Genomic DNA, 26,995 nt, shown 5'->3' with positions numbered 1-26,995 from the left:
CATGAGTAAACATTTATCTACTGAAATTAGAGTTGCAATCGAAGAAAATAATCCATCAATAAAAAGAGATGAAAATAAATGTATAAAATGTGGTCTTTGTAAAAATATTTGTACAGATTATATAGGTGTAAATGGACATTATTCATTGGAAGAAACTAATGATATAGCTGTTTGCATAAACTGTGGACAATGTGCTAATGTATGTCCAGTAGAAAGTATAACAGAGATTTATGATTTTAATAAAGTTCAAGAAGCAATAATGGATAAAGATAAAATTGTAATTTTTTCAACATCTCCTGCTGTAAGAGTTTCAATTGGAGAAGAATTTACTTTAGAAGATGGAGCTTTTGTAGAAGGACAAATGATTTCTCTCCTTAGATTATTAGGAGCAGATTATGTGTTAGATACAAATTTTGCAGCAGATTTAACAATTATAGAAGAAGCTAGTGAGCTTTTAGAAAGAATCAAAACAAAAAATAGACCTCTTCCTCAATTTACAAGTTGTTGCCCTGCGTGGATTAAATATGCAGAAACATTTCATCCCAATATATTAAATCATATTTCAACTTCTAAAAGTCCTATTGGTATGCAAGGACCAACTATAAAAACTTATTTTGCAAAAAAAATGGGTATAGATCCTAATAAAATTGTTAATGTAGCTTTAACTCCTTGTACTGCTAAAAAATTTGAAATCAAAAGAGCAGAGATGAATTCATCTGGAAAATATTATAATAATGAAAATATGAGAGATATGGATTATGTTATAACAGTTAGAGAACTAGCTCTTTGGGCAAAAAAAATGAATATTAATTTTAATACACTAAATGAAAGTTCTTATGATAAATTAATGGGAGAAGGATCTGGAGCGGGGGTTATATTTGCCAATACTGGCGGTGTTATGGAAGCAGCGCTAAGAACAACTTATAAATATTTAACTGGAAAAAATCCACCAAATAATTTTTATGATTTAGAAGAAGTCAGAGGATTAAAAGATATAAAAGAGGCAAGCATTAAAATAAATGACCTTGAAATTAATATAGCAGTTATCTATGGAACTATGAATGTTTCAAAGTTTATAAAAAAGATGAAATCAGAAACGAAACAATATCATTTTATTGAAGTTATGACTTGTCCTGGTGGATGTATTGGTGGTGGTGGTCAACCAAAGGATATACAATTAAAGGGAGATATTTTAAGACAAAATAGAATAGATGGTCTATATAAACGAGATTCTCAATTAAAAATTAGAAATAGTGATGATAATGAAGAGATAAAAATATTATATAAGGAATTCTACGGAAAGCCTTTAAGTGAACTAGCTGAAAAGATGTTACACACATCATATACTGATAGAAGTTTAGACTTAGGAGGTAATAAAATGGTTAAATATCGTTGCACAGTATGTGGTTATATCCACGAAGGAGAGTTAGAAGAAGGGTTTGTATGTCCTATTTGTAAGCAGCCAGCTTCTGTATTTGTAAAAATACAAGAAAATGTTGATGAAAATAAAGATGCTAATAAATATAAAGGAACTAAAACTGAAAAAAATTTATTAGAGGCTTTAGCAGGAGAATCACTTGCTAGAAATAAGTATACCTTTTTTGCAGATGTGGCTAAAAATGAAGGGTATACACAGATCCATGATATTTTCTTAAAAACAGCAGGAAATGAAAGAGAACATTCTAAATTATGGTTTAAAGAATTAGGAATGCTTGGAAATACTTCTGAAAATTTACTTCATGCTGCTGAAGGTGAAAATTATGAATGGACAAGCATGTATGATAAATTTGCCAAAGAAGCTGATGAAGAAGGTTTTTTTGATCTTGCTAACAAATTTAGAAATGTAGCCAAAATAGAAAAAGCTCATGAAGAAAGATATCGTAAATTATTAAGTAATGTTGAAATGAAAGCTGTATTTGAAAAATCAGAAGAAAAAATTTGGGAATGTATTAACTGTGGTCATCTTGTAATTGGAAGAAAAGCCCCTGAAGTTTGTGATGTTTGTTTATATTCACAAGGATTCTTTGAAGTGAGAAAAGAAAATTACTAAACAATTAAAAAGATTTAATAAAAAGTAGAGAAATAATATATTCTCTACTTTTTATTTAAGTTTCTATTTTTTATAATAATTATATATTTCATTTTTTAAAAGTAAAATTTTTAGTTTAATATAAGTTGAACTAATTAAAAATTAGTGAAAATAATTATTAATTTTATATTATTTTTTCTTTATTTTAACCTCATTATTTTTAAGGATTTCAACATTTGGTACAGTTCCATTACTATAATCAATAATGTAATTTTCATTTTCTTCTAAACTTATATAATAATTCTTATTGATTTCATTTTTTGGAATTTTAAAAATAATTGTATTATTTTTCTCTTTCAATTCAATATTTTTTTTACTTACTAAATCAGCTTTTTTATCTGCAACTTTAGTATCATAAGAAAAGAGTAAAACTCCTAATTTGTCTTTAGAAGTTGTATTTCCTATAAGATTTATTTTTATCTCCTGTTTTTCATTAAGATTTTGACATCCTATCATGCCAAAAGCTATTAAGATCAAAGTTAAATATCTTTTTTTCATATCTCCTCCAAAATATATTAATTTTGTTTATTATACTCTATATTTTATCAAATCTCTATATTTTAATTATACCTAACAATTATTTGGACATTTTTCCTATTATGTGTTATTATTTAATGATAGAAATGTTATCACTAAGGAGGATTCTTATGAAAATTTTTGTTTACGGAAGTTTAAGAAAAGGATTTTTTAATTTTAATAAATATATAAATAAAGCCGCTAAAAAAATTGAACTTGGTCAAGTTAGAGGTAAACTTTATGCCATAAAAAATAAAGATTATCCAGCTTTATTAGAAGAAAATGGAGTTGTAACTGGTGAAATTATTACCGTAGAAAATTGTGATTTAGTTGCTATTGATAAAATGGAAAATTATTTTGGAGAAAATAACTCTTTAAACGAATATAATAAAATTAAAAAAGAAGTTAAAAATTTAGAAACTGGTGAAATTGAGCTTTTAGATGTATATATCTATAATACAACTAATCCCAATTTTTCATATGCTGATCTTATTTTTGTTCCATCAGGAGATTGGAAACAATATAAAAATTAGTCTTTAAACAAAAAGAGATGTATTTAAAATACATCTCTTTATTTTATCTAATCAATAATTAAAAGTAATGTAAAATAAGTAAATAATCCCATACAAATTTTAAGTATTAAGAATATAGACTTTTCATAAACTCCTTCTAATTCAGTACGATAATCTCTAATTATTGAATAAAAAAAGAAAATTTGAAATAAAAATAATAATCTCATGCTTTTCCCCCGCAAATATAATATATATATTCCCCTTGTGAATATTATACATTATATTTATCTAGAATAAAAGAATTTAATTCTTATATTTCTTATTATAACCTCAATAAGTATTGTTTAATTTTTCTATAATTTTTTATTTAATTTCTTTCTCTATAAAAGTTTCTTTATATTTCTTAGCTAAGAAAAGTCCAATAATTAAACTTATAAACACATCACTTAGCCAATGATAAGACAAATATACTCTTGATATTGCCACTAATATTGCTAATATTACCCAAAATATTTTGATATATTTTTCTTTGCTTACTAGCGCTAAGAAAAAATAAGTAGCTGAGGCTACTAAAGTATGTCCTGAAGGAAATGACATATAATTTCCATTGAATGGTATTCTATTTTGTAAGCTATCTAAAATAAAATAAAATCCTAAATTATTCCATCCTTGATATGGTCGACTTCTCATAACAAAAACTTTTAGAACAGTTGATATTAATGAAGCAAAAACCATTATAACTATTAATTTCAAAATAATTGTTTCTAAATTTTTATCTTTTTTATACTTAGAATATAAGAAAATAGGTAACGCTCCAATAGCTATGAAATCAGGTTCTCCCAAATGAGTTATAATTTTAAAAAAATTTGTTAAATTTTCATTTAATGTAGGATAAACAGCTAATAATCCTTGGGGATATCTATTGGATATCTCATATGCTAGTTTTTTGTCTATAAAATTTATTATAAATATCAAAAGCACAAACACTACAACTAATTGAATATAATTTAATCTTCTTATTCTTAAATTTAATCTAATCAGGTCTCTTCTTTTTATAAGAACATATCCAATTAAAAATACTAAAAATATTATTCCTAGAGTTGTCATATCTTACCTCCCTAATAATTGTTTTAAACATATTACAGTTTTTTATCATTTTTTCCTTTATTTATATATTTTTTATAAAAATAAAAAAAAATTAAAACTTTTTATATAAGTCTATTGTCTAAATATTATAATAAGTGCTAATAGTAAAATAATTTTAATCCCCCCCAGTAAGAGCCTCTCCCCCCCCGAGGCTCTTACTATTTTTTGAAATCAATAATTTTTTAGAAATTAAGGAGGACTTATGGAAATTTTAAATTATAATGACTGGAAAGAAACTGTAGACACTTTAGGAATGTATATTCAGATGGCTGGCAAAGTAGCTCTTGAAAGAGTTCCTCAAGAACCAGAGTGGGAATCTGCTTTATTTTATATTACTCCAACTGGAATCTCAACTGGAAATATTCCTTCTGAAAATGGTCTCTTCCAAATTTCTTTTAATTTTTCTAAGCATGAAATGCTTATCCTTGGGGAGTGTAATAAAGAAGCTATTATTCCCCTTAACAATGGTGTTTCTGTTGCACAATTTTATAAACACTTTTTAGAAAAACTTGAATTTTTGGGATATAGAACTGATATTAATCCAATCCCACAAGAATGGCACTTTACTACACCATTCAATAAAGATGAAGAACATAAGTCATATGATAAAAATTCTGTTGAAAAATGGTTTCAAACAGTTAAATATTCCTATAAAATACTTTCTAAATTTGCTGCACCATTTCGTGGAAGAAGAAGTAAAATTAATTTTTATTGGGGATGTCTTGATATAGGGACTGTAAGATACTCTGGTAAACTTTTACAAGTAGATCAATCTCTTCCTGTTGGATTTAGATACGGTGTTGATGCTGAAGAAATTGAATTTGGATTTAATCTTGGAAATAACGATATTGGTGAACCTTATTTCTTTGGTTTTATATGGCCTAATTCTCAAAATGAGTATAAAAATGTCAAAATTCCTATTGAGAATGCATACTATAATAATCAGTTTATTTTAAAATTAAGTGATGCCATAAAAACTCCTAATTCTGAAGAAACTATTCTAAATTTTTATCAATTTATTTATGATACTGCTACAAAAGTTCAAAATTGGAGTAATTTAGATATATATAATAAACCATTGGAATTACCTCTTCAAAAAACTAGAAGAAAATATTAATTTTATAATAAAAAAGAGGTTAATATTTTGAGAAAAACTCATTTTATAACCTCTTTTTCATATTTAATTTTAATAGTATTTTTATTCTACAGTATCTTCTTCTTTTTCTTTTTGCTTAATCTTATAAATTTTTTCTTCATCTTTTAAAGAAGTATCAACACTATAACCACCTCTTACATAAATTAAATATCCTAAACAAACAATAAACATAAATACAAAAACCATAACAACCTCCCTACCTATAACCAGCAAGATAAATTTCACTTTTTAATAGATAAGTAAACTGTCTCTTTTTCTCGTTAATTATAATATCTTTTTTAATCATAGCCTGTCCCCCGACATTTTATTTTTTAAAAACTTTCTTTTAAAATATCATAATTTAAAAAAACATTCAATATACCAGTTTTTATTTTTTATTTCTAAATTTTGACCTAAAAAAATATTTACATTATAAAAAAAATAATTTACTTAAACATATCTAAATTTTCTCTTATTTATTTTTTTGCCACATTCATAACACATAAAAATCTTATTATATAAATATAAAGAACAAGAAAAAATTTAAAGGAGGAAAATAATGAAAAAATTATTAGTTTTAGGAGTTTTAATATTAGGAACAGTTACATTTTCAGCAAATGGAACAGGAAAATTAGCAGGAAATTCTCAGCCAAATAAAACAACAAGAATGGCTGCAAATAACGGTATTTGTGTTGTAACAGGTACGAATGAAAGAGCTAATAAGGGCGAATCTATAGGTCCTGGAAGAGCACAAAATCAAACTCAAGGCAAAGGAAAAATGAGAGGTAACGGCCAAGGAAGAATGCTAAATAATCAAACAGCTAATACTACTTCATCAAATACAAAGGTTAATTAAGTTTTTAATTACCGTAAAGAGCGTAGATTTACTACGCTTTTTTAAATTTCAATTTGCATAAAATGTTTAAAGTATGATACATTTTATTAAACTAAAAAATATATACAGAAAGGAAATATCTTGAAAAAAATATTAATTATTGAAGACGAAATAAATTTAGCTAACTCTATAGAACTTTTTTTTAAAAATGAAAACTTTCAACTAATTGTAGTACACGATGGAAAAAAATCAATTGATAAATTTTATAATGAAAAACCAGATTTAGTTCTATTAGATATTAATCTTCCTAATATGAATGGTTGGGAAATTTGTAATGAAATTAGGTCTAATAGTGATACTCCTGTTATTATGATGACCGCAAGAGATAGCGAATATGATGAATTAAGAGGTTTAGAACTCGGTGCTGATGATTATATTACAAAGCCTATTAATTTAAAAATACTTTTAGCAAGAGTTAAAAGAATATTGAAAATAGATGATAAAAGCTCTTATTATTATAATGGATTGGGATTCGATAGTAGAACCTTAGAACTAACAATAAATAATGAAAAAATAGAGTTATCTCCTAAAGAAAGTCAAATATTAGAGTATTTTATTAGAAATAAGGGCTTAGTCCTGAGTCGAGAAAAACTTATAAATAAAATATGGGGATTTGATTACGAAGGAGAGGATCGCGCTGTAGATACAATAATTAAAAGATTAAGAAAAAAAATGGGGATTTTTAGTGAAAGAATAAAAACTCTTCGTGGAATTGGGTATTCTTATGATGAAGATAAAGCTTAATTTTTTTAAAAAACTTATGATTTATTCTATTTTTCTTTCATTTACTAGCGTTGCTATTGTACAAATTTTAAATCTAATCAGTTTAGATAATTTTTATATATATAGAAAAAAAGCTGAACTTCCAATAATTGCTATGAAAATATCAGCTTTAAAAAATAATGAAACCGAATTAAATAGTTATATTGAGGATATTAGTTCAGATGGCATTCAGGTTAATTATAGTAATCTCAATAATAATTATAAAGGCAAAAAGCTCGGAAAAAGAAATAATTTTTTAATGGAAAATACACCAGTTCAAAACGAAGTTTCTCTTATAAAAACTAAAATGGGTGGAAGACATTTAGTTTACTACACTCTTATTAATAATGATCCTTTAATTTTAATACTTCCATTAATCTCTTTAGAAAATTATAAATATGAAGTTTTTTTGATTCAAATAATTTCAATGTTTATAGCTATCTTTTTAAGTTTACTTTTAGGAAGATATTTTTCAAAAAAACTTACTAAAAATTTAGAAACACTAAACGTTGCTGCTCATAAAATATCTAATTTAAACTTTATAGAGAAATTAAATATAAAAACAAATGATGAGATAGGTGAATTAGCAATTTCTATTGAAAAAATGTCTTTGGAATTGAGTAAAGCTATGTCTAGTTTAGAAAATTTTATTGGAAATGCTTCTCACGAATTAAAAACTCCTATCGCTTCTATAAATATGATTTCACAAAATCTAAGAGAAAATAATAATTTATCAAATAGCGATAGAAAAAAACTTTATAACTCTTTAATTAAAGAAACTAACGAAATGAATGAGTTAATACAAAATTTATTAATTCTTTCAAAATTAACTTATTCCAAAAATTCTTTAAATAATGAAAATTTTAATTTAAAAGATCTTATTCAAAAGACTTTATATAAGTATGAACTTTTAGAACTTGAAAAAAATATAGATATAAGAATAGAGGGACATAAACAATTTAGTATACAAACTGACTATAAACTTTTTAAAATAGTCATTGAGAATCTAATTCAAAATGCTTTAAAATATTCTCCTGAAAATGAAACTATTAATATTAAATTTAATAAACAAAATATAATTTTTACAAATAAAACTTCTAAAATTTTAGAAGAAGACATTGCTACTTTATTATCTCCTTTTAAAAGAGGCAATAACACATTAGGAAAAGAAATAGAAGGATCTGGACTAGGTCTTTATATTGTTAAAAATATTTTAGAGTTATTAAAATTAAAATACACAATTAAAATCTTAGAAGATAATTTCTCTTTTATAATTGAATTTTTAAGAAATTAAATTACTAAGAAAATCATACAACTTAAAAGAGATGACTCTTTTAAAGTCATCTCTTAAAAAATTATAAAACTATTATTTTTAAACTATCTTATTGTTACTTCTTTTGCAATAGTTCCCTTATCTCCCATTTCAACTGTAAAAGATACTAATTGTCCTTCCTCTAAAACTCTGAACCCCTCAGCGTTTATTCCAGAAAAATGAACAAAATGATCATTTCCATCTTCGCAAGTTATAAAACCAAACCCTTTCTCTTTATTAAACCATTTAACTGTTCCCTTTAACATATTCCCTCCAAATTTTAATTATGCTACTAGTAGTATACCTTATTTTTTTTTTTTTATCTATTTGAAATTTTTTTATTTTTCTAAAAAAATTCTTCTAGATATAAGTGTAAATTTCTTTTAATTTTTTGCAGATGCTTTATATTCAAAAGTTTTATCAAGTGGAAAAATAGGTCTTTTAACTTTTTCATATTTTATATTTAAAATATCTTCATTTGTACTTCCTGTTGTTAAAGCCATAATATTTCTTTTAGAAAGAAGTTTATGATGTTCAGTTAAATATCCTAATTTACAAACAATAATATTACGATTTTTAGGATCTAATCCTAAATCCTCATACATTTCAGGAGTCACATATCCTACATGTTTCTCTGCTAAAATTATATCTACATTATTTACTCTTAAAACTGCTAAATCACTTTCATATGTTCCCCATTTTTCTAAATAATTAATTACCTCTCCCTTTAAAGTTAAAGGTTTTGTAGTTTTGGTATCAAACTTTGCTCCTGCAACAACCTCTATAATTTGTCCAACTTTTCCTTTACAAAACAGTGTTGCTTCAGGATCATAAATCCCTCCATAAATAACTGGACTTATTATATCCTTTGTTTTGGAATTTTCTAAAATTATTTTTAAAAATCCTGTACAATCTGATGATGATCCAGCAGTGGGATTGTCTCCAGAATCTGATAGATATATTGGAAATTTATTTTCCTCTAAAGCTTTTAAAGCAACCTCATAAGCTTTTTCAGGCTGATAAGTTTCTGTGTGAAAAGAAAACTCTTCCCTTCTATCAAAAAACTCTTGACCTAGCTCTTTTGAAATTGTATTTGCTAAATTTTCATCTTCTGCTATAACATAGATTCCCACAGAAGCATCTTCGCTATCTGCCCAAGGATATCCCATAAGAATGGAAACAGCTAAAACTCCCTGTTTCTTTTCATACTCTCTACATCTATTTATAAAATAAACCATTGGCTCAGTTGAAGTTTCTGATTGTTCTCCTGCTATTAACATAGGAACTCTTACCCAAGATTTTTTAGGTATTTTATTTTCTTTAAAAATATGTATTAACATCTTTGCAGCATGCTCTCCAGTTTCAAAACAATCAGTATGCGGAGCACATTTATATCCAACATATGCATCAGCATATTTATGCATTTTATCAGTCATAGTTGTATGCATATCAAGGGCAACTACAATAGGAATATCTTTAAAATGTTTTCTAAGCTCCTCTAAAAGATCGCCTTCTGCTTCTCCTAACCCAACTACTCTCATAGAACCGTGAAGAGCTAAGTTAATTCCATCTAATTTTTTAATTTTATCTGCTTCTAAAGCTCTCTCTATAAATTCTTTTTTTAATCTACTATAAAGTTCGTAGCTTACCTCGCCATTTGGAACTGCTCTTGCACTAAGTGTTGGAATAACATCATATCCATTTTCTTTTAAAGTATCAACTATTCCTCTTAAAGAATTATTTTTTGTTTCAAAATTTAATGAATCCTCTCCATATTTTATAGAAAAATCCTTTTCATCTGTGATAATTGGATTAAAAGAATTTGATTCATGATGCATAGATCCTACTAAAACTCTTTTCATTGTACTCTCCTTTTGTCTGTTTATTTTATCAAATGACATGCTACTTTATGCTCACTTTTTCCATCTGAACAATCTTTTAAAGTTGGCATTTTCTCTTTACATAAATTAAAAACTTTTGGGCATCTTGTAGAAAATGGACATCCAGTTGGCCTATCAATTGGACTAGGTATGTCTCCTTTTAAAATAATTCTCTCTCTTTTTTTATTTGCTTCAGCTACGGGTATTGCTGATAACAAAGCTTCTGTATATGGATGTTTGGGATTATTATAAATATTTTTCTTATCCCCTATCTCTACTAAATTTCCTAAATACATAACTCCTACTCTATCAGATATAAGTTCTACTACACTTAAGTCATGAGATATAAAAAAATATGTCAGATTAAATCTTTCCTGTAAATCTTTAAAAATATTTATAACTTGAGCTTGAATACTAACATCTAACGCTGATATAGGTTCATCTGCTATAATCAAACTTGGATTTACAGAGATTGCTCTAGCTATTCCAACACGTTGCCTTTGTCCTCCACTAAACTCATGAGGAAACCTTTCTCCATGACTACTGCTAAGTCCTACCATATCTAAAAGTTCCAAAGCTTTCTTTTCTCTTTCTTTTACAGAAAATTCAGAATGAACAAGAAGAGGCTCTGAAACTAAATTTTTTATTTTCATTCTTGGATTTAAAGAACCGTAAGGATCTTGAAATATAACTTGCATATCTTTTCTAAAAGGAAGCATCTCCCTTGAATTATGTTTAGTTATATCTATTCCTTTAAACTCAATTGTTCCCTCTTCAACATCTAATATTTTATTTATAACTCTTCCTAAAGTTGATTTTCCGCAGCCACTTTCACCAACTATAGATAAAGTTTCACCTTTAAAAATTTCTAAAGAGACATTGTTAACTGCATGTACATATTTTTTCTCTTTTTTAAATCCTTTTTGAGGAACTAGGAATTTTTTACTTACTCCATTTAGTTGAACTAAAACCTCTCTCATGAAATTCCCTCCTCTTCTAAAATTAGATGGCATCTACACTTTCTACCATTTGACAACTCTTTAAGTTTTGGTTCTGCCACTGAACATTTTTCAATTGCTACCTTACATCTTGGAGCAAATTTACACCCATTTGGCATACTTGCTAAATCTGGAACTTTTCCCTCTATATACGGTAATGCTGTTGCTCCACTTCCAAGTTTTGGAACAGATGCTATAAGTCCTTTTGTATATGGGTGCATCGGGCTATCAAATAACTCTTGTACACTAGCTTTTTCCATTATTCGTCCTGCATACATAACAATAACATTATCACAAGTTTCTGCAATAACTCCCAAATCATGAGTTATCAAAAGTATTCCCATTTGATGTTTTTCTTTTAACTCTAATAATAGCTCCATAATTTGTGCTTGAATTGTAACATCTAAAGCTGTTGTCGGTTCATCTGCTATTAAAAGCTGAGGATTACAAGACATAGCCATTGCTATCATAACTCTTTGACACATTCCTCCACTAAGTTGATGAGGATATCTATTTAAAACATTTTCTGGACTAGGAATTCCAACTAGTTGTAGCATTTTTAAAGCATGACTTTCAGCCTCTTTTTTACTATAACCTAAATGAATCTTTGTACATTCCATAAGTTGGTCTTTTATTTTTAAAATTGGATTTAAAGACGACATTGGATCTTGAAATATTGTGGCTATTTTCCCACCACGAATTTTTTTCATATCTCTATTAGAAAGATTTAAAATATCTTCACCTTGAAAAAAAATCTTTCCATTTATTAGAGCATTCTCTTCATGAAGTCTCATAATAGACATAGAAGTTACTGATTTTCCACTTCCACTTTCACCAACAAGACCTAGTGTTTCACCCTTCTCTATTTTAAAAGATACATCTTCAATAGCTGTTAAAATTTTTTTATCTTTTTTAAACTGTGTTTTCAAATTTTTAACTTCTAATAAGTAATTTGTCATAATCTCTCCTAATTAAGTTTTGGGTCTAAAGTATCCCTTAAACCATCGCCAAGTAAGTTAAAAGATAATACTGTTAAGAAAATCATAAGTCCAGGATAAAAAAGCATATGAGGTGCTAGTCCAATATAATCTCTTCCTGTTGAAAGCATTGCTCCCCAATCTGGATTTGTAGGACTTGCTCCAAATCCTAAGAAACTTAAAGATGCAGCTGATATTATTGCTGTACCAATTCTCATTGTTAAAGTTACAATTAGTGCTGGAAGAGTTCCTGGTAAAATATGAACTAATAGTATTCTAAAATCGCTAACTCCAATAGATTTGCAAGCTTCTATATAAAGTTGTTTTTTCAAAGAGATAGTGGCACTTCGAACTATTCTTGTAAAAGATGGAATTCCATAAATTGCAATAGATATAATAACATTTATAAGTCCAGGTCCTATAATAGCAACTATTCCAATAGCAAGAAGTAATCCAGGAAAAGAGAACATTACATCACAACATCTCATAATAATACTTTCTATTTTTCCACCATAATATCCTGCTACAAGTCCTAAAATACATCCTATAAATGCTCCAATTGAAACAGCTGTTAAAGAAACCAAAAGAGACAACCTAGTTCCTGCGACAACTCTACTAAAAAGATCCCTACCGTATTCATCAGTTCCAAACCAATGTTTTGAACTAGGTTCAGCTAATAGATTTTCATAGTCAGCGTAGTTTAAATCATATGGAACTGGTTGAAAAATAGCTATAATAACTAAAAAAATTATAAATAAAAGTGAAATAACTGCAACTTTTCTTTTAAAAAAATTCTCTAAAAACTCCCTAAAAGGATTTTTGAAAACATCTTTCTCATCCATAATATCTCTCCTTTTTAATCGTATCTAATTTTGGGATTTAAAATTCCATATAAAACATCCACTACAAGATTAACTACAATAAACTGTAAAGTAAAAATTAATAAAATTACTTGAATAACTGTATAATCTCTAAAAAGGATAGAATCAATAAGCAATCTTCCTAAACCTGGAATTGTAAAAACTGTTTCTACTAAAACTGATCCTGCTAATAAAAATCCAAATTGTAATCCAACTATAGTCACTACATCTATAAGAGAATTTCTAAGAGTGTGCTTCATAATAACCCAAAATTCACTAATCCCTTTAGCTCTTGAAGTTCTAATATAAGGTTCTTTTAAAATTTCACACATAGATGATCTCGTATATCTCGCTATCATTGATGTTATTCCAGCTCCTAAAGTTATAGCGGGAAGAATATAACTTTTAAATGAGTCTGTTCCTCCTGTAGGAAACCAACCAAGGTTAACAGAAAATACTTGAATTAACATTAACCCTAACCAAAAAAGTGGTAAAGATATTCCCGATATAGCTCCTATCATTACAACATAATCTAAAACCTTACCTCTATTAATAGCTGAAATTATTCCAGCAACTACCCCAAAGATTGTTGCCCAAATAATCGATAAAATAGCTAACATAAAAGTTGGTTTAAATCTTGGAGATATCATATCTTTTATAGGAAGCCCTGTCTTAATTGAATTTCCAAGCTCTCCACTAAAAAAAGTTTTTACAAAGTTAAAATATTGTATATGAAGAGGCTTTGTAAGCCCTAAATGTTCTCTCATCAATTGAATCTCATCAATTGTGGCATTTTGACCAGCAAGTAATCTAGCTGGATCTCCTGGAATTAAATGAATAAACATAAAAATCAAAATTGAAACTATAAATAATATAGGAATTGTGTTAACTAATCTTCGAAAAAAGTAACCCTTCATAGTACTCTCCTTTTAAAAATTTATAATAAAAAGGTAGTTGTAAAAAACAACTACCTACATAATTTTATAGTTTTATTTAGTAGTGTTAGCTTTAGCAAAATTTATAGTTCCGTCAGGCATCACATAAACACCTTGAGTTGTTTTTCTTTTAGCAGAAAGTAGTTGATCAGAACCTAAGAATATCCAAGGCGCATCTTCCCAAATAGTTTCTTGTAACTGAGCATAAACTTCCCCTCTTTTTTGAGGATTTACTTCTGTTGCTCCTTTTTCAAGAAGTTCATCTACTTTTGGATTATTGTAATATGCGGTATTTGCAGAAACAGGTGGTGCAAACTTACTATGAAATAGATTTTTAGTAGCTCCATCTATATCAAATGATGACCAGTTTACATACCACATATTTATAGTAGCATCTTCTGGAGTTTGTACACTATAGATTGAATTTGAAAGAGTCCCCTCTTCCATCGGCATAACTTCAACATCTATTCCAATTTGAGCAAGTTGTTGATGAATAAACTGCATACCTTTCATATCTTCAGTATTATTCGATCCCCAAATAGTAGCTTTAAATCCATTTGGATATCCAGCTTCTTTCATTAATTCTTTAGCTTTATTTACATCGTAGTTATAAGGTGTTAATTTTACATGATACTCTAATGCTTCTGGAACTGGAGATGTCAATGGAACTAAGTATCCTGACTTTACAACAGCTGAATATGCATTTTTATTAATCGCATGATTTATTGCTTGTCTAACTTTTTTATTTGAAAATATATCTTTATTTGTATTCAATGTTACATACCTTGTTATAGTTGAAAATCCTTTCATAATCTCTACATCATCAGATTTTTCAAGTTTTTTAACCTGTTCAGTTGGCATTGGATAAATAAAATCAGCTTCTCCCGTTTGTAGCATTGCTATTCTAGATCCATTTTCCATAACAGGTCTAAACGTTATTGTATCTACATTTGGTTTTTCTCCCCAATATTCATCATTTCTTTTAACAACTAATTTATCCCCTTGAGTCCAATTTACATAAGTATAAGCTCCTGTTCCTACAGGATTTGTAATAATTCCTTGAGCTCCATATTTTTCAAGAGCAGCTGGACTAACTATTTTCAATGAAGCTATTCTATTTAACATAGGTGCAAAAGGTTGTTTAAGAATCAACTTAATTTCATACTCACCTGATATTTCAACTTTATCAACTGCAACAAAGTTTCTACGTCTTCTTAAATTATTTTTTTCATCCATAACTCTATCAAAATTAAATTTTACTGCTGCTGCATTAAGTGGCGTTCCATCTTGAAATTTAATTCCTTGTCTAATTGGAATTGTATAAACTAAACCATCTTCAGATATTGTATACCCCGTTGCTAATGTTGGTCTTAATGTCATGTCATCATTATATGTAAAAAGTCCTTCATACATAGTTGATACTGCAGTTCCTGAAAGTGTATCTGAAAGATTATGAGGATCTAAAGAGATAAAGTTAGCATTAACTGCTACAGTTATATCTTTTCCTTCTGCAAAACTAAGTGATGATGCTATGAGCATTAAAATTCCAATTCGACCTAAAGTTTTTTTCATTAATTCCCTCCTGTAAATTCAAATAGTGCAATATTCCAATCAATATTAGTATGAGTATATACTTTATTTTAACTCGAAAGTCAAGAGTGAATTAAAAAATATAAATAAAGGTTTTAGAAGTTTTAACAGTGTTTGGCAAAAATTCTCCTACCTATTTAGGTGGTGAGATGAATTGCCTTTCCTTTTTATTTACAGTTTCCAAAAATGTATGGTAAAATATATCAATCGCAATAAATAAAAAGTAGGTATTTCAATAATCTTAGATAAAAATACACATTAAGTATTTAGCATAAATATACATATTGTCTTTTGTATTAAATATCGTAGAAAAGTCTTAAATGATATCATATCTGAAAGACTCAAGAATATTTTTATTAAAATTGCTCCTAAGTACGATATTATTCTTACAGATTGGGAACATGATAAAGATCATATTCGTATACTCATTAGAATGACTCCAAAAACAGAGTTTTCTAAATTCATTAATGCTTATAAGAGTGCTTCTAGTAGGCTCGTAAAAAAGAGTTTCTCAACATTAAATCAATGTTATGGATAGAGACCTTAATGCAAGTATAAATATTCGTAAAGTTGATAGAACTCTACTAGCTTATTGAAATATCTACAGGGTAGGAACGGTCAATATACTTAACACTAGTTAGGGACTTCCCAAGAAATTCCCACTTCTATAAGTTGGAGTAGTTTGCTAAATTGGGATAAAACAGGTTTCACGAAAATATAAAAAATTTAGGGAGGTGAATAACCGTTACCAAAAGAGCCGAAATATCGTGAAGCTAGAGAAAAAATAAGGCTCGTTCATAGAAAAATTTCTAATATTAGAAACAATAATCTTCATCAAATTACTAATAAGATAGTGAAAACCAAACTATCTAAAATTATAATGGAAAATTTAAATGTTAAAAATATGATGAAAAATAGATATCTTTCAAAGGCTATAGCAGAACAAAACTTCTATAAATTTATAACTTATATGAAATATAAGTCTGAATTTAATAGAATAGAGTTTCCTAAAGAAAAAAACTATAATATGTATCGTTCGTTATGCTGGAATTTAAGTCTTTGGAGAGTTATATCAAACTAAAGTAGATAAATTAATTTATTGAAATAGGATTCTATGAATAAGGAATTAAACTTATAAAATTTTATAGATTTTTATAGGTTTATGATAACGGTACTTTTGATATTTGAGGGATTTAAATTTGGTATGTTGTTACAAATTGCTATAGGACCAGTATGTTTATATATTTTTTCCCTAGGAATTAATGAAACCTTTTATCAAGCCGAATTAGGAGTTTTGGGGGTCGTTTTTGGAGATGCTTTTTACATAACCCTTGCAATTTTAGGAATTTCATCTTTTATAAAAAAGAAAAAAATTCAGCATAGATTTAATATTTTAGGAGCTCTAATACTTATTATTTTTGGAGTTGAACTTTTTTTAGGATATTTTGGACTATCATTTCTCCCAAAGATAAATATATCAGAAAACTTTAGTTCAAACTCTCCTTTTTTTAAAGCACTCCTTTTAACAGCTGCAAATCCTATGACAATTATTTTTTGGATAGGGGTTTTTTCTACAAAAATTGATGAAGCAAACTTTACAAAGGTTTCTACATTTCTTTTTGCACTTGGAGCTCTTTTAGCTACATTTTTTTTCCTAACTCTAATAATTTTTTTAGGATCTGTTACAAACAATTTTTTACCAAAAAAAATATTAATCTTATTAAATTCAGGAGTTGGTCTTGCTTTAATATATTTTGGAATTAAAAAAGTATTAAAATCTATAAAATTTAATTTTGATTGACATTAATTTAGAAAATTTTATAAACAATATTAATTAAAAAATAAATAATTTTAGGAGAAGATTTGTGGATAATAAAAATAGAAAAAATATTACAATTGGTTTAAAAGTTATGATTGTAAAAAAAGAAGATCAACGAACTGGAAAATTGACTGAAGGAATTGTAAAAGATATACTTACAAAATCTTTTAATCATCCTCATGGAATAAAAGTAAGACTTGAGGACGGAACTGTTGGAAGAGTAAAAGAGATAAAATAAAAATAGAGAATATAATATTCTCTATTTTTAATAAATTCATTTTTTACCTATTATAAGTTTGTCTAAAGGTAATTTAGGAACAAAATGTTTATAGTTATGTTCTCCTAAATCCTCTCTATAATATTTCATATTTCCATCAATAGCCTCTGTCAAAATAATTTCATCTGTTGGAACACCTATTGGCATAACAAAAAGTGGTATATATTCATTAGATAAGTTCAATAAAGATAAAATCTCATCTTTTTTTACAGGTTCCATAAAGTTAGCACCATATCCTAATGATGTAGCTATTAATTTCATGTTTTGAAGAGCTATTCCACAATCTGCATAAATAAAATTTAGAGGCAATTTAGGTGGGTTATCTGTAAAAATTACTATATATGCTCCTGGAGCTTCATCTTCCAGTGGTTTCCATTCAATTTGACTAGCCCAAATCACATCTTTAAAAAGTTTACTACAAGTTTCTTTGTCATTAATTAAAAAATACCTTAAAAATTGTTTGTTAGCACCTGCCGATGAAAAATGTGCTCCCTCTATAATTTTCATCAAATCTTTCATAGGAACAACTATATTTTTAAAACTTCTATGAGAACGAGCATTTTTAATTAAATTTAAAATTTCCATTTACTACCTCCTAATTTTTTTAACTTATAAATAAAAGAGAGGAGTTTATCATAAACTCCTTTCTTTTTTTGATAAATATACATTGTTAACTTTTTGGAAAAGATATCACTTTTCCTAGAAAATAAAATTTGGGAAGGTTTTATGAGAAGTAAAAACTTCTGTCTATTACTTCTTATATTATATTAAAATTCCTTTTTTTAAATAAAAAAATAAAAGACTTGCTTTTAATTTTTTTTTGTGTTAGCATATTTTTAACAAAAAAAATAAAGGTAGAGGTTGCAAATAACAATAGTAAGTTAATGGAGTTAGACAAGGCTTTGAAATTAACTGAAAGGGAAGTTTGCCGAAATAAAAATTTAGGTCAAAAATTTTTATTGGGCATATAGAAAATATCTATATGACTGTCATTAGTATTTCTAATGTTGTGCTATCCTAAAATTGTAAATAATTTTTATACGTATACTTATAATGAATTTTTACAAAACTACCATAAAATTTATGGTAGTTTTTTTTGTTAAAAAATTTAAAATAATACAAACGGAGGAATTAGAAATGACATACTTAAATACGGTTAACAATATTTTTAGCTTTTTAAATCCTATAACAGATCTCTTGTGGGAATTTCCTAGAAATTTTGAACTTTATAAATCTATTCCAATAATTGGTGAATTTTCATTAGCTATTTTATTATTAATTGGATGCGGACTATACTTTACACTAAAACTTAATTTTGTTCAAGTACGATACTTTAAAAAAAGTATTGAAATTTTAAAAAATAAAAACGAAACAAAAGTTGGGATTTCTCCAATGGCTTCTTTTTTATTAAGTAGCGCTACAAGAATTGGCCCAGGTAATATTATGGGAGTTACAGGTGCTGTTTTAGCAGGAGGACCTGGTGCTTTATTTTGGATGTGGGTTAGTGCATTTTTTGGAATGGCAACATGTTTTGTCGAAGCAACACTTTCTCAAATTTTTAAAGAAAAAAATGGAGATGATTATGTTGGAGGAATTGCTTATTATGGAAGACGTCTTATTAAAAATAGTAAATTAGTTGGATTTTTAATAGCTTTTGCATATATTCTTTATGCATTATTTACTTTACCTTCACAGGTTTTCCATATGTTTACAGCTTTTGGATCTGTTGCTAGTCAAATTACTGGAAATTCTTATGCTAGAACTGATATGATTTATTTAGTTATAGGGCTTTGTATAATTTTATTTACAACGATCATTATATTTGGCGGTATAAAAAGAGTGGCTGCTGTTACAGATTATATAGTTCCTATAATGGCAGTAACATATTTTATTATAGCTTTATTTTTAATTGCAACAAACTTAGATAAAGTTCCTTATTTTTTTACTTCAGTTTTTAGCCAAGCTTTTTCTCCTGACGCTATTTTTGGAGGTGCTATGGGAATAGCTTTACAACAAGGTATAAAAAGAGGACTTATGTCTAACGAGGCTGGTCAAGGAACTGTTACTATGGCTGCAGCTGCAGCTGATGCAAAACATCCTGTGGAGCAAGGATTTATTCAATCCTTCGGTGTTTTTATAGATACTTTTGTCATCTGTACAATTTCAGGCTTCTTAGTCATAATTGCAAATTTATGGAATTTAGATGGATTTGATTTTCTATCATTAAGAGGAGATAAATTAGGATATTTTATAATGTCATTAAAAACACTTTCTCCTTCAATATTAGAAAAACCTATTCAACTTCTTGTTGCTATGTGTTATGGTATGTTTGCTTTTTCAACGATTCTAGGAATGATTGCTTTTATAGAAGTATCTGCAACTGAGATATCAAGAAAAAAAATATTCTTAAATAGTATGAAACTAATTTCATCTCTAATTTTCATTCCATTTGGAGTAGCTTGTGTATGGTCAGGAGCTGAATTAGATAATATTTGGATAATAAGTGATTTAACAAATATTATGATGGTTTATATAAATGTTCCTTTAATTATAATTGGATTTAAATATACTAAAAATTCTTTAGACAATTATGAAGAAATTTCAGCAACAATTACTAATTATAAAAAAGAAATAGAAGAACTAAATTAAAAATAAGTTTGGAGGCTATTATGAAATATTTGGGAAGTATGAAAAATAAGGATGGCGTTTTAGAAATTGGCGGAATTTTAGTTACACAACTAAAAAAAGAATTTGGTACACCGTTATACATATATGATTTAGATTTAATGGAAAAGAAAATTAAAGCAATAAAAGAGGGTTTTATTAGCGAAAAATTTAAGACTACAATTGTGTATGCTTCAAAGGCATATTTATCAAAAGGCATGGTTCAAATTATTGATAAATTCGGATTAGATATTGATGCTGTTTCAGCAGGAGAACTTCATACTATTTTATCTACAAAAATTGATGCTAAAAAAATTCATATGCACGGAAATAATAAATCTTTGGAAGAAATAGAATTATGTGTCAAAAATAACATTGGCAGTATAATTTTAGATAATAGATTTGAAGCTGAAAAAGTTGCAAAAATATGTAAAATATTTGATAAAAAAATTAATGTTATGCTTCGTTTAAATATAGGTATAGATGCACATACTCATGAATATATAAAAACAGCAAAGCATACCTCTAAATTTGGAGAATCTATTTTTGACAAAGATATCATTAAAATTGTAAAAGAAATAATTGAAAAAGAAGAGTTAAATTTTTTAGGATTTCATTGTCATATTGGATCACAAATTTTTGATGAACTAGCTTTTTGTGAAGGAATTAAAACTATGGTTAAATTTACAAAAGAGATTTCTCAGAATTTAAATATAAATATACCGGAAATAAATATTGGTGGAGGATTTGGAGTTAGATATACAGATGATGATACAGATGTAGATCTAAAAAAATTAATGAAAAAAATTATAACTTCTTTAGAAGAAACTCTAGAAACCGAGAATTTCAAAATTGAAAATGTGTCAATTGAACCAGGTCGTTCTATTGTTGCTCAAGCAGGTAGCACCCTTTATTCAGTTGGAGGATTGAAAAAAACTTTTGGTGGAGAAAAGTATATATTTATAGATGGAGGAATGACAGATAATATAAGACCTGCTCTTTATAATGCAAAATATGAAAGTATTGTTGCTAATAAATTAAATAATGAAAAAAAAGAATGTGTGACTTTAGCAGGAAAATGTTGTGAATCAGGAGATATTATTATAAAAGATACCAAGCTAAGTAAATGTGATGAAGGAGATTTAATAATTGTAAGTTGTACTGGAGCATATGGCCATTCAATGAGTAGTAATTATAATAAAGCCTTAAAACCACCTGTTGTATTTGTTAAAAATGGAAAAAGTTATCTAATTTCAAAACGAGAAACTTATGAAGACTTAATAAAAAATGACTTATTATTAGAAGATATATAATAATAAAAAATGTTGTGATTTGATATTTATCTTATCACAACATTTTTACTATCTAGTTGAAGGTCCAAGCTAATATTCTGCTTATTTTCTGTCCCTGACTCATTTCTAAAATTTTATATTTTGCACCCAATTTTTCGAGAATTTTTATTGTTGGTTTCAAATTTTCTTTGTTAGAAACCAATGATGTAAAATAATTTACTTGTTTGGAAAAAATAGCACTCTCTTTTGCCATTTTTTTTAGAAAAAGTTTTTCACCACCCGAACACCATAATTCAGCTTTTTGCCCTCCAAAATTTAAACCTTTTTTTATTGTTTTATTTTTTTTATTAAGATTATCAACTTTTCTTTTATTTGCATTTAAAGCCTCTTCTAAAGATGAGTGAAATGGAGGATTACACATAGTTAAATCAAATCTATCTTTTTTTTCAATAATTCCAATAAATATATGATTTTTATCATTTTGAAGTTTAAGTTTTATTTTATTTTTTAGATTTTTATTTGAATTAATTATTTTTTGAGCATTATCAATAGACTTAGGATCTATATCTGAAGCAGTATAGTTCCAATCATAAGTTTGACTTCCAATAATAGGATATATACAATTAGCTCCTGTTCCTATATCTAAAACATTTACATTCTTCTTTTTTAAAATTAAATCCGCTATATAATGAATATAATCTGCTCTTCCTGGAATAGGTGGGCATAAAAAACCTTCTGGAATATCCCAATTATCAACATTATAATACGTTTTTATTAAAGCTTTATTTAAAGTAACTACAGATTGATTATTACTAAAATCAATGGTATCTTCTCCAGCAGGATTTTTTATAATGAATAATTTTAACTCAGGAAGATTATCCCCCAAAATCCCAAAATCATACTTTCCTTTGTGAGGATTATTAGTGTGTAACTCCCCTTTTTTCACTTGTTTTTTCAATAAAAACACTCCTTAAATTTCTTCTTCTATTTTTAACTCTTTAATAGTTTTTCTATTTTTAATAATAATTTCTCTATCTCTTCTTTTTTCTTTTTATCAACATTTAATATTTTTTCTTTAATATCGTTAAAGATTTCAAAATTAATATTTGTTTCAATTTCTTTTTTTACTTCTTTTTTTTCTATCAAATTTTTTTCTTTTAAAATACTTTTAAATTCTATTATACTATTTGACGTATTTAAATATATTAAATTTTCTTGCAAATTTTTATATATTTGTTCAATTTCTCTAAAAGTTAACGATCCTACTATTTCTTTAGCTATATCATTGTTTGTATTTTCAAATAATTCAAATCTTCTCTTATGTCTAAGAGCTGTCATTCTATTAAAACCTATTAAATCTAACCATTGACAATACGTCATATCCTCTTGAATTTTTTCCGAAACTTCTTTGAATATTCTTCCAAGTTGAATTGAAGCATTTGCTTGTAAGTTTAAAATTTCTTTTGTTTTTACTTCTAAGAATTCATTTTCTTCTTCACTTTTAGAAAAGTCTATTTTAGCTATATTCTTTATTATTTCTAAAGTTTTAATTTTATTTTCTTTTTCACTAATTTCTTTATTAGCTCCTTCAGTAGCTCTTCTCAATCTATCAATTGCTCCCATTGAATACCCCTCGCTTTAAAATATTCTGATGTAACACATGTGTTACATACCTTTTATAACTTCAATTAAACTATCTTGAACTTCTTGTAATCCTTTCGAATTCGTTTCCCAAATACTTTTTCCTTTTTCTAAAAGTGTTTCTATTTGAGATAATTCTTTTATTGGCTCAGGAAGTAAAATATTTGTCTGACCTAAAACATTTTTTAGATCGTCTAAATATTTATTTTGATTTGTTGTATTTCTATATTTATTTACTACTATTGAAAAAACTTTATTAATTCCTGCTTCTTCAACTACATTTATAACTCCTTCAACTGTAACTCTATCACAAAAACACGGTATGATAACTTTATCTGAACATTCTACAAATATTGTATCTAATTTCATTGTTGGGATACTATCAATTAAAATATAATCATATTCAGCTTTCATTTTTTTTATAAATTTTGGTAAATTACTTAAAAATGTCGTAGAAAATTTAGAATCTTCAAGAGGAATGAAATCAACATTTTCTCTTATTCTTATAATATCACCATCCTCACCTTTTACAAAAGCTTTTAATCCTGTATTAAATATTGGTTTACTTTCTTGAGGCGCTGTATAATCTAATACGTTATTTTGAGAATCAGATGTTAAAATTAAAACTCTCTTACCTATTAATGATAATCCTACTGATAATTGAACTGTTAAAAAAGTTTTTCCAACCCCACCTTTGTTAACTTTTATTGTATATACTTTTCCTTGTTTATCCACTTTTCCCTCCACATTTGGCTTTATGCTTACGATATCCTCTAAAGTATTAATTACAACTTCTTTTTTATCTTCAGTTAGACCTAAACTATTTATAATGGGTAAAGGTATAACTAATTTTGGAGATTTATATTTTCCAACTTTATCAAACTTAACTTTATAATTTTTTATTAAAAATAATATTTTTCCATCTTCTGTTTTTTGCTCTTGCTCTATTAAAGTTTTTCCATATTTTAAAATAATTTCATTATTTTTATATTCAAAAATAATACTATTGTTTTCTTCTGTTATTGACAAAAAGTTAAGAATATCTTTAGATAAATTTAATCTGCAACCATTTAACCTTCCATCTTTTTTATATGAAAACGATAATTTTTTTATCATCAATAACTCCTTAATTCAATAACAATTTAAGATTTTTTAAAGCTCTTTCTATTTCTTTTGAATCTTTTCCCTCTAAAGATATTTTTGCTCCATTTAAATTTAATGTAACTGTTATTAAATTTTCACTATAATTTATTTTCATTAATTATCCTCCTAAATTTTTAGAAAAATCCAATGAATTTCTATTGCGAGTAGAAAAAACTTATCATTAAATTTTTATATTCCATTTAGTAAATCATACTTCTTTTTTTATATTATGTCAAGCCTAAAAAATAGAGTCATTGATTTTAAATATTTTTAATGTTATAATCTATCTTGCGAGTAGAAGAGATTTATCTTTAGGATAGTCTCTTTTTTTAATAAAAATCTAATTCAAAACTTTTTCTTTTCTTTTTTTCTATTTCGAAATCAACTAAATAGTTACCTAAGATTTTTCCTCTTAAATTAATATAATTTGTTTTTACAGATGCTTTAGTAAATCTATCAGATATATCTTTTTCAGAATCTAAATCTCTTTTTAATTTATTTGTTTCTTTAATAAAAAATTCATTAAGCTTAGATTTTTCTTCAAACATATTACTTTGTTTATAATATCTATTACCAATATCATCTTTTAAATTATTAATTCTAGATATTTCTTCATGAAGTTTTTTATCACCAATTGATACTTGGATCTCTTTAAACTCTTTTTCTAATCTTAAAAGAGACCCATTAACATTTTTAAGTTCTCTATTTACTTTAGACAAAGATCCTAAATGCAATAACTTTTTAGATAGTGTTGTATATGAATCTTTTTCTATTTCTAACTCAATTCTTTTTTTATCTAAAACTTCATATTCTTTCATAGCTTTAAAGTATCTTCCCTTACTTAAACTGTTTAAAGCTAGTCGTTCTATATCTTCAAATTTCATATTTTTAAAATAATTATAAATCTCAGATGACTTCGAAGCTTTTAAATGCGATTTAAAGCGTTCTGACTCGAGTTTATATAAATAGTGCTCAAAAACGTCGACATCCATATTAACGAGCTTTTTACGAAGTGTAAGAGCTATTATTTGTCTGTCTAACAGGATAGATTTTTGCAACTCTTTTTCTTTTAGCAACTTTGACTCTATACTTTTTTCTATTCTAATCTTTTTATTTTTCATTTCAGGAGTGGAATAATCGCTTTTTATTTTCTCAATTTGAGATAAAATAACTTTATTTGACTCGCTTAATCTCTCAATCTCTTTTTTAAAGAAATTTAACTCCTTATCGCTACCATCTCTATACTTATAACCAGCTTTATATATCATTAAGTTTAATTCATTGGAATCTAATTGTTTCTTTAACTTAGAGTACTCACCTTTAGTTAGAATATTTAAACTTGTAGTTTCTAAATTTTCCAACTGTCTTGGAATATTTTTTAAGATCTTTTCAGCTTTTTTTATTTCATAGTTACTTTGATTAAATATATTAAACATAGTATTGAAACTATTTTTTAATTTTTCTTCTGCATAAACTTTAAATTCATTCTCTTGTATTGTTTCTTCAAATTGATCCAAATACTTTTCTAAATTAAGTTTATCATTGTTTAAATTTTTCAATAATAGATTTAAAGAATCTAATCTATTTTTCTCCATATTAAAACTGCTTAAAAGTTCATGTTCAACTTTTAAGATCTGCACATTTATTCCTTCTAACTTCTCATGAGTGTCTAAAATATCTTGGTATTTACTATTACTAAAACTATTTAACTCTAAATCAATCTCTTTAATTGCATCTCTTTTCAAAGATTTTTCAGCTTCTAATCTTTCTAATTTTAGAATTTCATCTTTTAACTCTTTTATCTCTCTAATTATTTTAAAATATTCTATTTTATCTTTATCCATTTCATTTAATTTATCTTTAGATTTTTTTAATAGATAACCATCTATTTGAACTGGGTCTCTATCTAAAGATTTAGCTAAAAAAATATCTCCTTTTTCTAAAGCAATTGCTCTTTGTTTTTCTAAAGTTTCACATGAAACTCTCTCATTACTTTTTTCATTTTCTAAATATTTATTTTGTATATCTTCCCAAAGTTTTCTTATCTCTAATAATTTTTCTATATTATTCCAGCTTGTATTTTTCTTACAACCCCCAAGCTCTGGAGATTTAGCATTAGCTCTTTTAAAAAAAATATCTTTATTTCGTTCAATTCCATCAAGTTCTCTTGGTGAAAACATTATATGAGCGTGAGTATTTAAGATATCTTTTTTGTATGAACTTTCTTTACTATGAATAGATACAGAATAGTGGTATTTTCCTTCTAAAATAGTATCTATAAACTCATTTAGAAGTTCGATATTTTTCTCATGAGATAATTCATTAGGAAGAGATATTCTAATCTCTTTATAGACTGTACCATTGATTCTTTCTTTATCATCACCAGCTACCCAAAATTCTTTAGGAGATTTGCACCAATTAGGCAAATTGTGATTAGTATATTTAATCTCATTTTCTTTATTAGCATATTTATTTTGTCCTAAAATATAGTCAATATGTGGTCCACCTTTTCCAACTCTACCATAAGATATATTCAAATGATAATTTGCCAT

General features: G+C 26.6%; 28 protein-coding genes, 2 pseudogenes and 1 riboswitch. Of the genes and pseudogenes, 13 read left to right on the top strand and 17 right to left on the bottom strand.

All coding sequences use genetic code 11. The features are described from left to right. Position 1 precedes the first annotated feature (1 nt). Both NON08_RS12965 and rbr read left to right on the top strand, forming a co-directional pair. A pseudogene (locus NON08_RS12965) lies at positions 2-1,465 on the top strand ([FeFe] hydrogenase, group A); the annotation flags it as partial. Between the two features lie 18 nt (positions 1,466-1,483). Then, positions 1,484-2,050 (top strand): rubrerythrin, encoded by a 567-nt coding sequence (gene rbr, locus NON08_RS12960; RefSeq protein ID WP_256692121.1) that lies wholly within the window; start codon positions 1,484-1,486, stop codon positions 2,048-2,050. A 168-nt stretch (positions 2,051-2,218) separates the two neighbouring features. On the opposite strand, the gene NON08_RS12955 is transcribed toward rbr, so the two are convergent. Further along, on the bottom strand, positions 2,219-2,587 hold the full coding sequence (locus tag NON08_RS12955; protein WP_256692041.1) for a hypothetical protein: 369 nt from the start codon (positions 2,585-2,587) through the stop codon (positions 2,219-2,221). Between the two features lie 149 nt (positions 2,588-2,736). Between NON08_RS12955 and NON08_RS12950 the strand changes: the two genes are divergently transcribed. Next, positions 2,737-3,138 carry a gamma-glutamylcyclotransferase gene (locus NON08_RS12950; RefSeq protein WP_256692040.1) on the top strand — a complete coding sequence of 134 codons (402 nt, stop codon included), beginning with the start codon at positions 2,737-2,739 and terminating at the stop codon, positions 3,136-3,138. A 47-nt stretch (positions 3,139-3,185) separates the two neighbouring features. Here NON08_RS12950 and NON08_RS12945 read toward each other — a convergent pair whose 3' ends face one another. Both NON08_RS12945 and NON08_RS12940 read right to left on the bottom strand, forming a co-directional pair. Then, entirely contained in the window at positions 3,186-3,344 is a 159-nt protein-coding gene (locus NON08_RS12945) for a hypothetical protein (protein WP_256692039.1), read from the bottom strand. Positions 3,345-3,480: 136 nt separating this feature from the next. Beyond that, positions 3,481-4,224, bottom strand: coding sequence for a phosphatase PAP2 family protein (locus NON08_RS12940; RefSeq protein ID WP_256692038.1), 744 nt, complete (start codon positions 4,222-4,224; stop codon positions 3,481-3,483). A gap of 241 nt (positions 4,225-4,465) precedes the next feature. On the opposite strand from NON08_RS12940, the gene NON08_RS12935 reads away from it, so the two are divergent. Next, on the top strand, positions 4,466-5,380 hold the full coding sequence (locus tag NON08_RS12935; RefSeq protein ID WP_256692037.1) for a DUF5996 family protein: 915 nt from the start codon (positions 4,466-4,468) through the stop codon (positions 5,378-5,380). Between the two features lie 81 nt (positions 5,381-5,461). Here the strand turns inward: NON08_RS12935 and NON08_RS12930 are convergent, their stop codons facing one another. Next, positions 5,462-5,605 (bottom strand): hypothetical protein, encoded by a 144-nt coding sequence (locus tag NON08_RS12930; RefSeq protein WP_256692036.1) that lies wholly within the window; start codon positions 5,603-5,605, stop codon positions 5,462-5,464. 352 nt (positions 5,606-5,957) lie between these two features. Here NON08_RS12930 and NON08_RS12925 point away from each other — a divergent pair, with 352 nt between their 5' ends. The 3 genes from NON08_RS12925 (at position 5,958) to NON08_RS12915 (ending at position 8,349) form a co-directional block, all read left to right on the top strand. Further along, complete coding sequence (locus tag NON08_RS12925; protein WP_256692035.1) at positions 5,958-6,254, top strand: hypothetical protein; 297 nt, start codon at positions 5,958-5,960, stop codon at positions 6,252-6,254. Positions 6,255-6,374: 120 nt separating this feature from the next. After that, positions 6,375-7,037 (top strand): response regulator transcription factor, encoded by a 663-nt coding sequence (locus tag NON08_RS12920; protein ID WP_256692034.1) that lies wholly within the window; start codon positions 6,375-6,377, stop codon positions 7,035-7,037. Next, on the top strand, positions 7,018-8,349 hold the full coding sequence (locus NON08_RS12915; RefSeq protein WP_256692033.1) for a sensor histidine kinase: 1,332 nt from the start codon (positions 7,018-7,020) through the stop codon (positions 8,347-8,349). Before NON08_RS12920 ends, NON08_RS12915 begins: the two co-directional genes overlap by 20 nt. 83 nt (positions 8,350-8,432) lie before the next feature. Here the strand turns inward: NON08_RS12915 and NON08_RS12910 are convergent, their stop codons facing one another. The 7 genes from NON08_RS12910 to NON08_RS12880 form a co-directional block, all read right to left on the bottom strand. After that, positions 8,433-8,633 (bottom strand): cold-shock protein, encoded by a 201-nt coding sequence (locus NON08_RS12910; RefSeq protein WP_256692032.1) that lies wholly within the window; start codon positions 8,631-8,633, stop codon positions 8,433-8,435. 117 nt (positions 8,634-8,750) lie between these two features. Further along, positions 8,751-10,229: a M81 family metallopeptidase gene (locus NON08_RS12905; protein WP_256692031.1), complete on the bottom strand. Its 1,479-nt coding sequence runs from the start codon at positions 10,227-10,229 to the stop codon at positions 8,751-8,753. A gap of 20 nt (positions 10,230-10,249) precedes the next feature. Further along, positions 10,250-11,227 (bottom strand): ABC transporter ATP-binding protein, encoded by a 978-nt coding sequence (locus tag NON08_RS12900; protein WP_256692030.1) that lies wholly within the window; start codon positions 11,225-11,227, stop codon positions 10,250-10,252. After that, the gene (locus NON08_RS12895; protein ID WP_256692029.1) at positions 11,224-12,204 is read right to left on the bottom strand and encodes an ABC transporter ATP-binding protein; all 981 of its coding nucleotides are present in this window, start codon (positions 12,202-12,204) and stop codon (positions 11,224-11,226) included. The genes NON08_RS12900 and NON08_RS12895 overlap by 4 nt, the downstream gene beginning before the upstream one ends. 8 nt (positions 12,205-12,212) lie before the next feature. Then, positions 12,213-13,064 carry an ABC transporter permease subunit gene (locus NON08_RS12890; RefSeq protein ID WP_240221846.1) on the bottom strand — a complete coding sequence of 284 codons (852 nt, stop codon included), beginning with the start codon at positions 13,062-13,064 and terminating at the stop codon, positions 12,213-12,215. A gap of 14 nt (positions 13,065-13,078) precedes the next feature. Then, on the bottom strand, positions 13,079-13,999 hold the full coding sequence (locus NON08_RS12885; protein WP_256692028.1) for an ABC transporter permease: 921 nt from the start codon (positions 13,997-13,999) through the stop codon (positions 13,079-13,081). A gap of 72 nt (positions 14,000-14,071) precedes the next feature. Continuing rightward, a complete protein-coding gene (locus NON08_RS12880; protein ID WP_256692027.1) occupies positions 14,072-15,589 on the bottom strand; it encodes a glutathione ABC transporter substrate-binding protein in 1,518 nt (505 codons plus the stop codon). Between the two features lie 289 nt (positions 15,590-15,878). Between NON08_RS12880 and tnpA the strand changes: the two genes are divergently transcribed. The 4 genes and pseudogenes from tnpA to NON08_RS12860 all read left to right on the top strand — a co-directional run bounded on the left by tnpA (position 15,879) and on the right by NON08_RS12860 (position 17,664). After that, complete coding sequence (gene tnpA / locus NON08_RS12875) at positions 15,879-16,145, top strand: IS200/IS605 family transposase (protein ID WP_319941566.1); 267 nt, start codon at positions 15,879-15,881, stop codon at positions 16,143-16,145. 225 nt (positions 16,146-16,370) lie between these two features. Next, positions 16,371-16,688 (top strand): annotated as a pseudogene (locus NON08_RS12870) (transposase); the annotation flags it as partial. A gap of 123 nt (positions 16,689-16,811) precedes the next feature. Further along, positions 16,812-17,408, top strand: a complete 597-nt coding sequence (locus NON08_RS12865) for a LysE family translocator (RefSeq protein WP_256692026.1) — start codon at positions 16,812-16,814, stop codon at positions 17,406-17,408. A 64-nt stretch (positions 17,409-17,472) separates the two neighbouring features. Next, positions 17,473-17,664 (top strand): YwbE family protein, encoded by a 192-nt coding sequence (locus tag NON08_RS12860; protein ID WP_256692025.1) that lies wholly within the window; start codon positions 17,473-17,475, stop codon positions 17,662-17,664. 36 nt (positions 17,665-17,700) lie between these two features. Here the strand turns inward: NON08_RS12860 and NON08_RS12855 are convergent, their stop codons facing one another. After that, entirely contained in the window at positions 17,701-18,288 is a 588-nt protein-coding gene (locus NON08_RS12855; protein ID WP_256692024.1) for a nitroreductase family protein, read from the bottom strand. Between the two features lie 262 nt (positions 18,289-18,550). Further along, positions 18,551-18,726, top strand: a riboswitch (Lysine riboswitch). Positions 18,727-18,840: 114 nt separating this feature from the next. Between NON08_RS12855 and NON08_RS12850 the strand changes: the two genes are divergently transcribed. Further along, positions 18,841-20,352, top strand: coding sequence for an alanine/glycine:cation symporter family protein (locus NON08_RS12850; RefSeq protein ID WP_256692023.1), 1,512 nt, complete (start codon positions 18,841-18,843; stop codon positions 20,350-20,352). Between the two features lie 20 nt (positions 20,353-20,372). After that, on the top strand, positions 20,373-21,680 hold the full coding sequence (gene lysA, locus NON08_RS12845) for a diaminopimelate decarboxylase (RefSeq protein WP_256692022.1): 1,308 nt from the start codon (positions 20,373-20,375) through the stop codon (positions 21,678-21,680). Between the two features lie 52 nt (positions 21,681-21,732). Here lysA and rlmF read toward each other — a convergent pair whose 3' ends face one another. The 5 genes from rlmF to NON08_RS12820 form a co-directional block, all read right to left on the bottom strand. Further along, a complete protein-coding gene (rlmF, locus tag NON08_RS12840) occupies positions 21,733-22,617 on the bottom strand; it encodes a 23S rRNA (adenine(1618)-N(6))-methyltransferase RlmF (protein ID WP_256692021.1) in 885 nt (294 codons plus the stop codon). Positions 22,618-22,649: 32 nt separating this feature from the next. After that, positions 22,650-23,282, bottom strand: coding sequence for a hypothetical protein (locus NON08_RS12835; RefSeq protein WP_256692020.1), 633 nt, complete (start codon positions 23,280-23,282; stop codon positions 22,650-22,652). A 42-nt stretch (positions 23,283-23,324) separates the two neighbouring features. After that, positions 23,325-24,416, bottom strand: a complete 1,092-nt coding sequence (locus NON08_RS12830; protein ID WP_256692019.1) for a ParA family protein — start codon at positions 24,414-24,416, stop codon at positions 23,325-23,327. A gap of 10 nt (positions 24,417-24,426) precedes the next feature. After that, the gene (locus NON08_RS12825) at positions 24,427-24,558 is read right to left on the bottom strand and encodes a hypothetical protein (RefSeq protein WP_256692018.1); all 132 of its coding nucleotides are present in this window, start codon (positions 24,556-24,558) and stop codon (positions 24,427-24,429) included. A gap of 214 nt (positions 24,559-24,772) precedes the next feature. Beyond that, on the bottom strand, positions 24,773-26,995 hold a 2,223-nt coding region (locus NON08_RS12820; protein WP_256692017.1), incomplete at its 5' end, for a MobA/MobL family protein.

Origin of the sequence: Cetobacterium sp. NK01, assembly GCF_024506395.1 — a bacterium.
In the GTDB taxonomy this organism is placed as follows: Bacteria; Fusobacteriota; Fusobacteriia; order Fusobacteriales; family Fusobacteriaceae; genus Cetobacterium_A; species Cetobacterium_A somerae_A.
The sequence above is the reverse complement of the archived record's forward strand: the minus strand, read 5'-3'. Positions and strand labels throughout refer to the sequence as shown.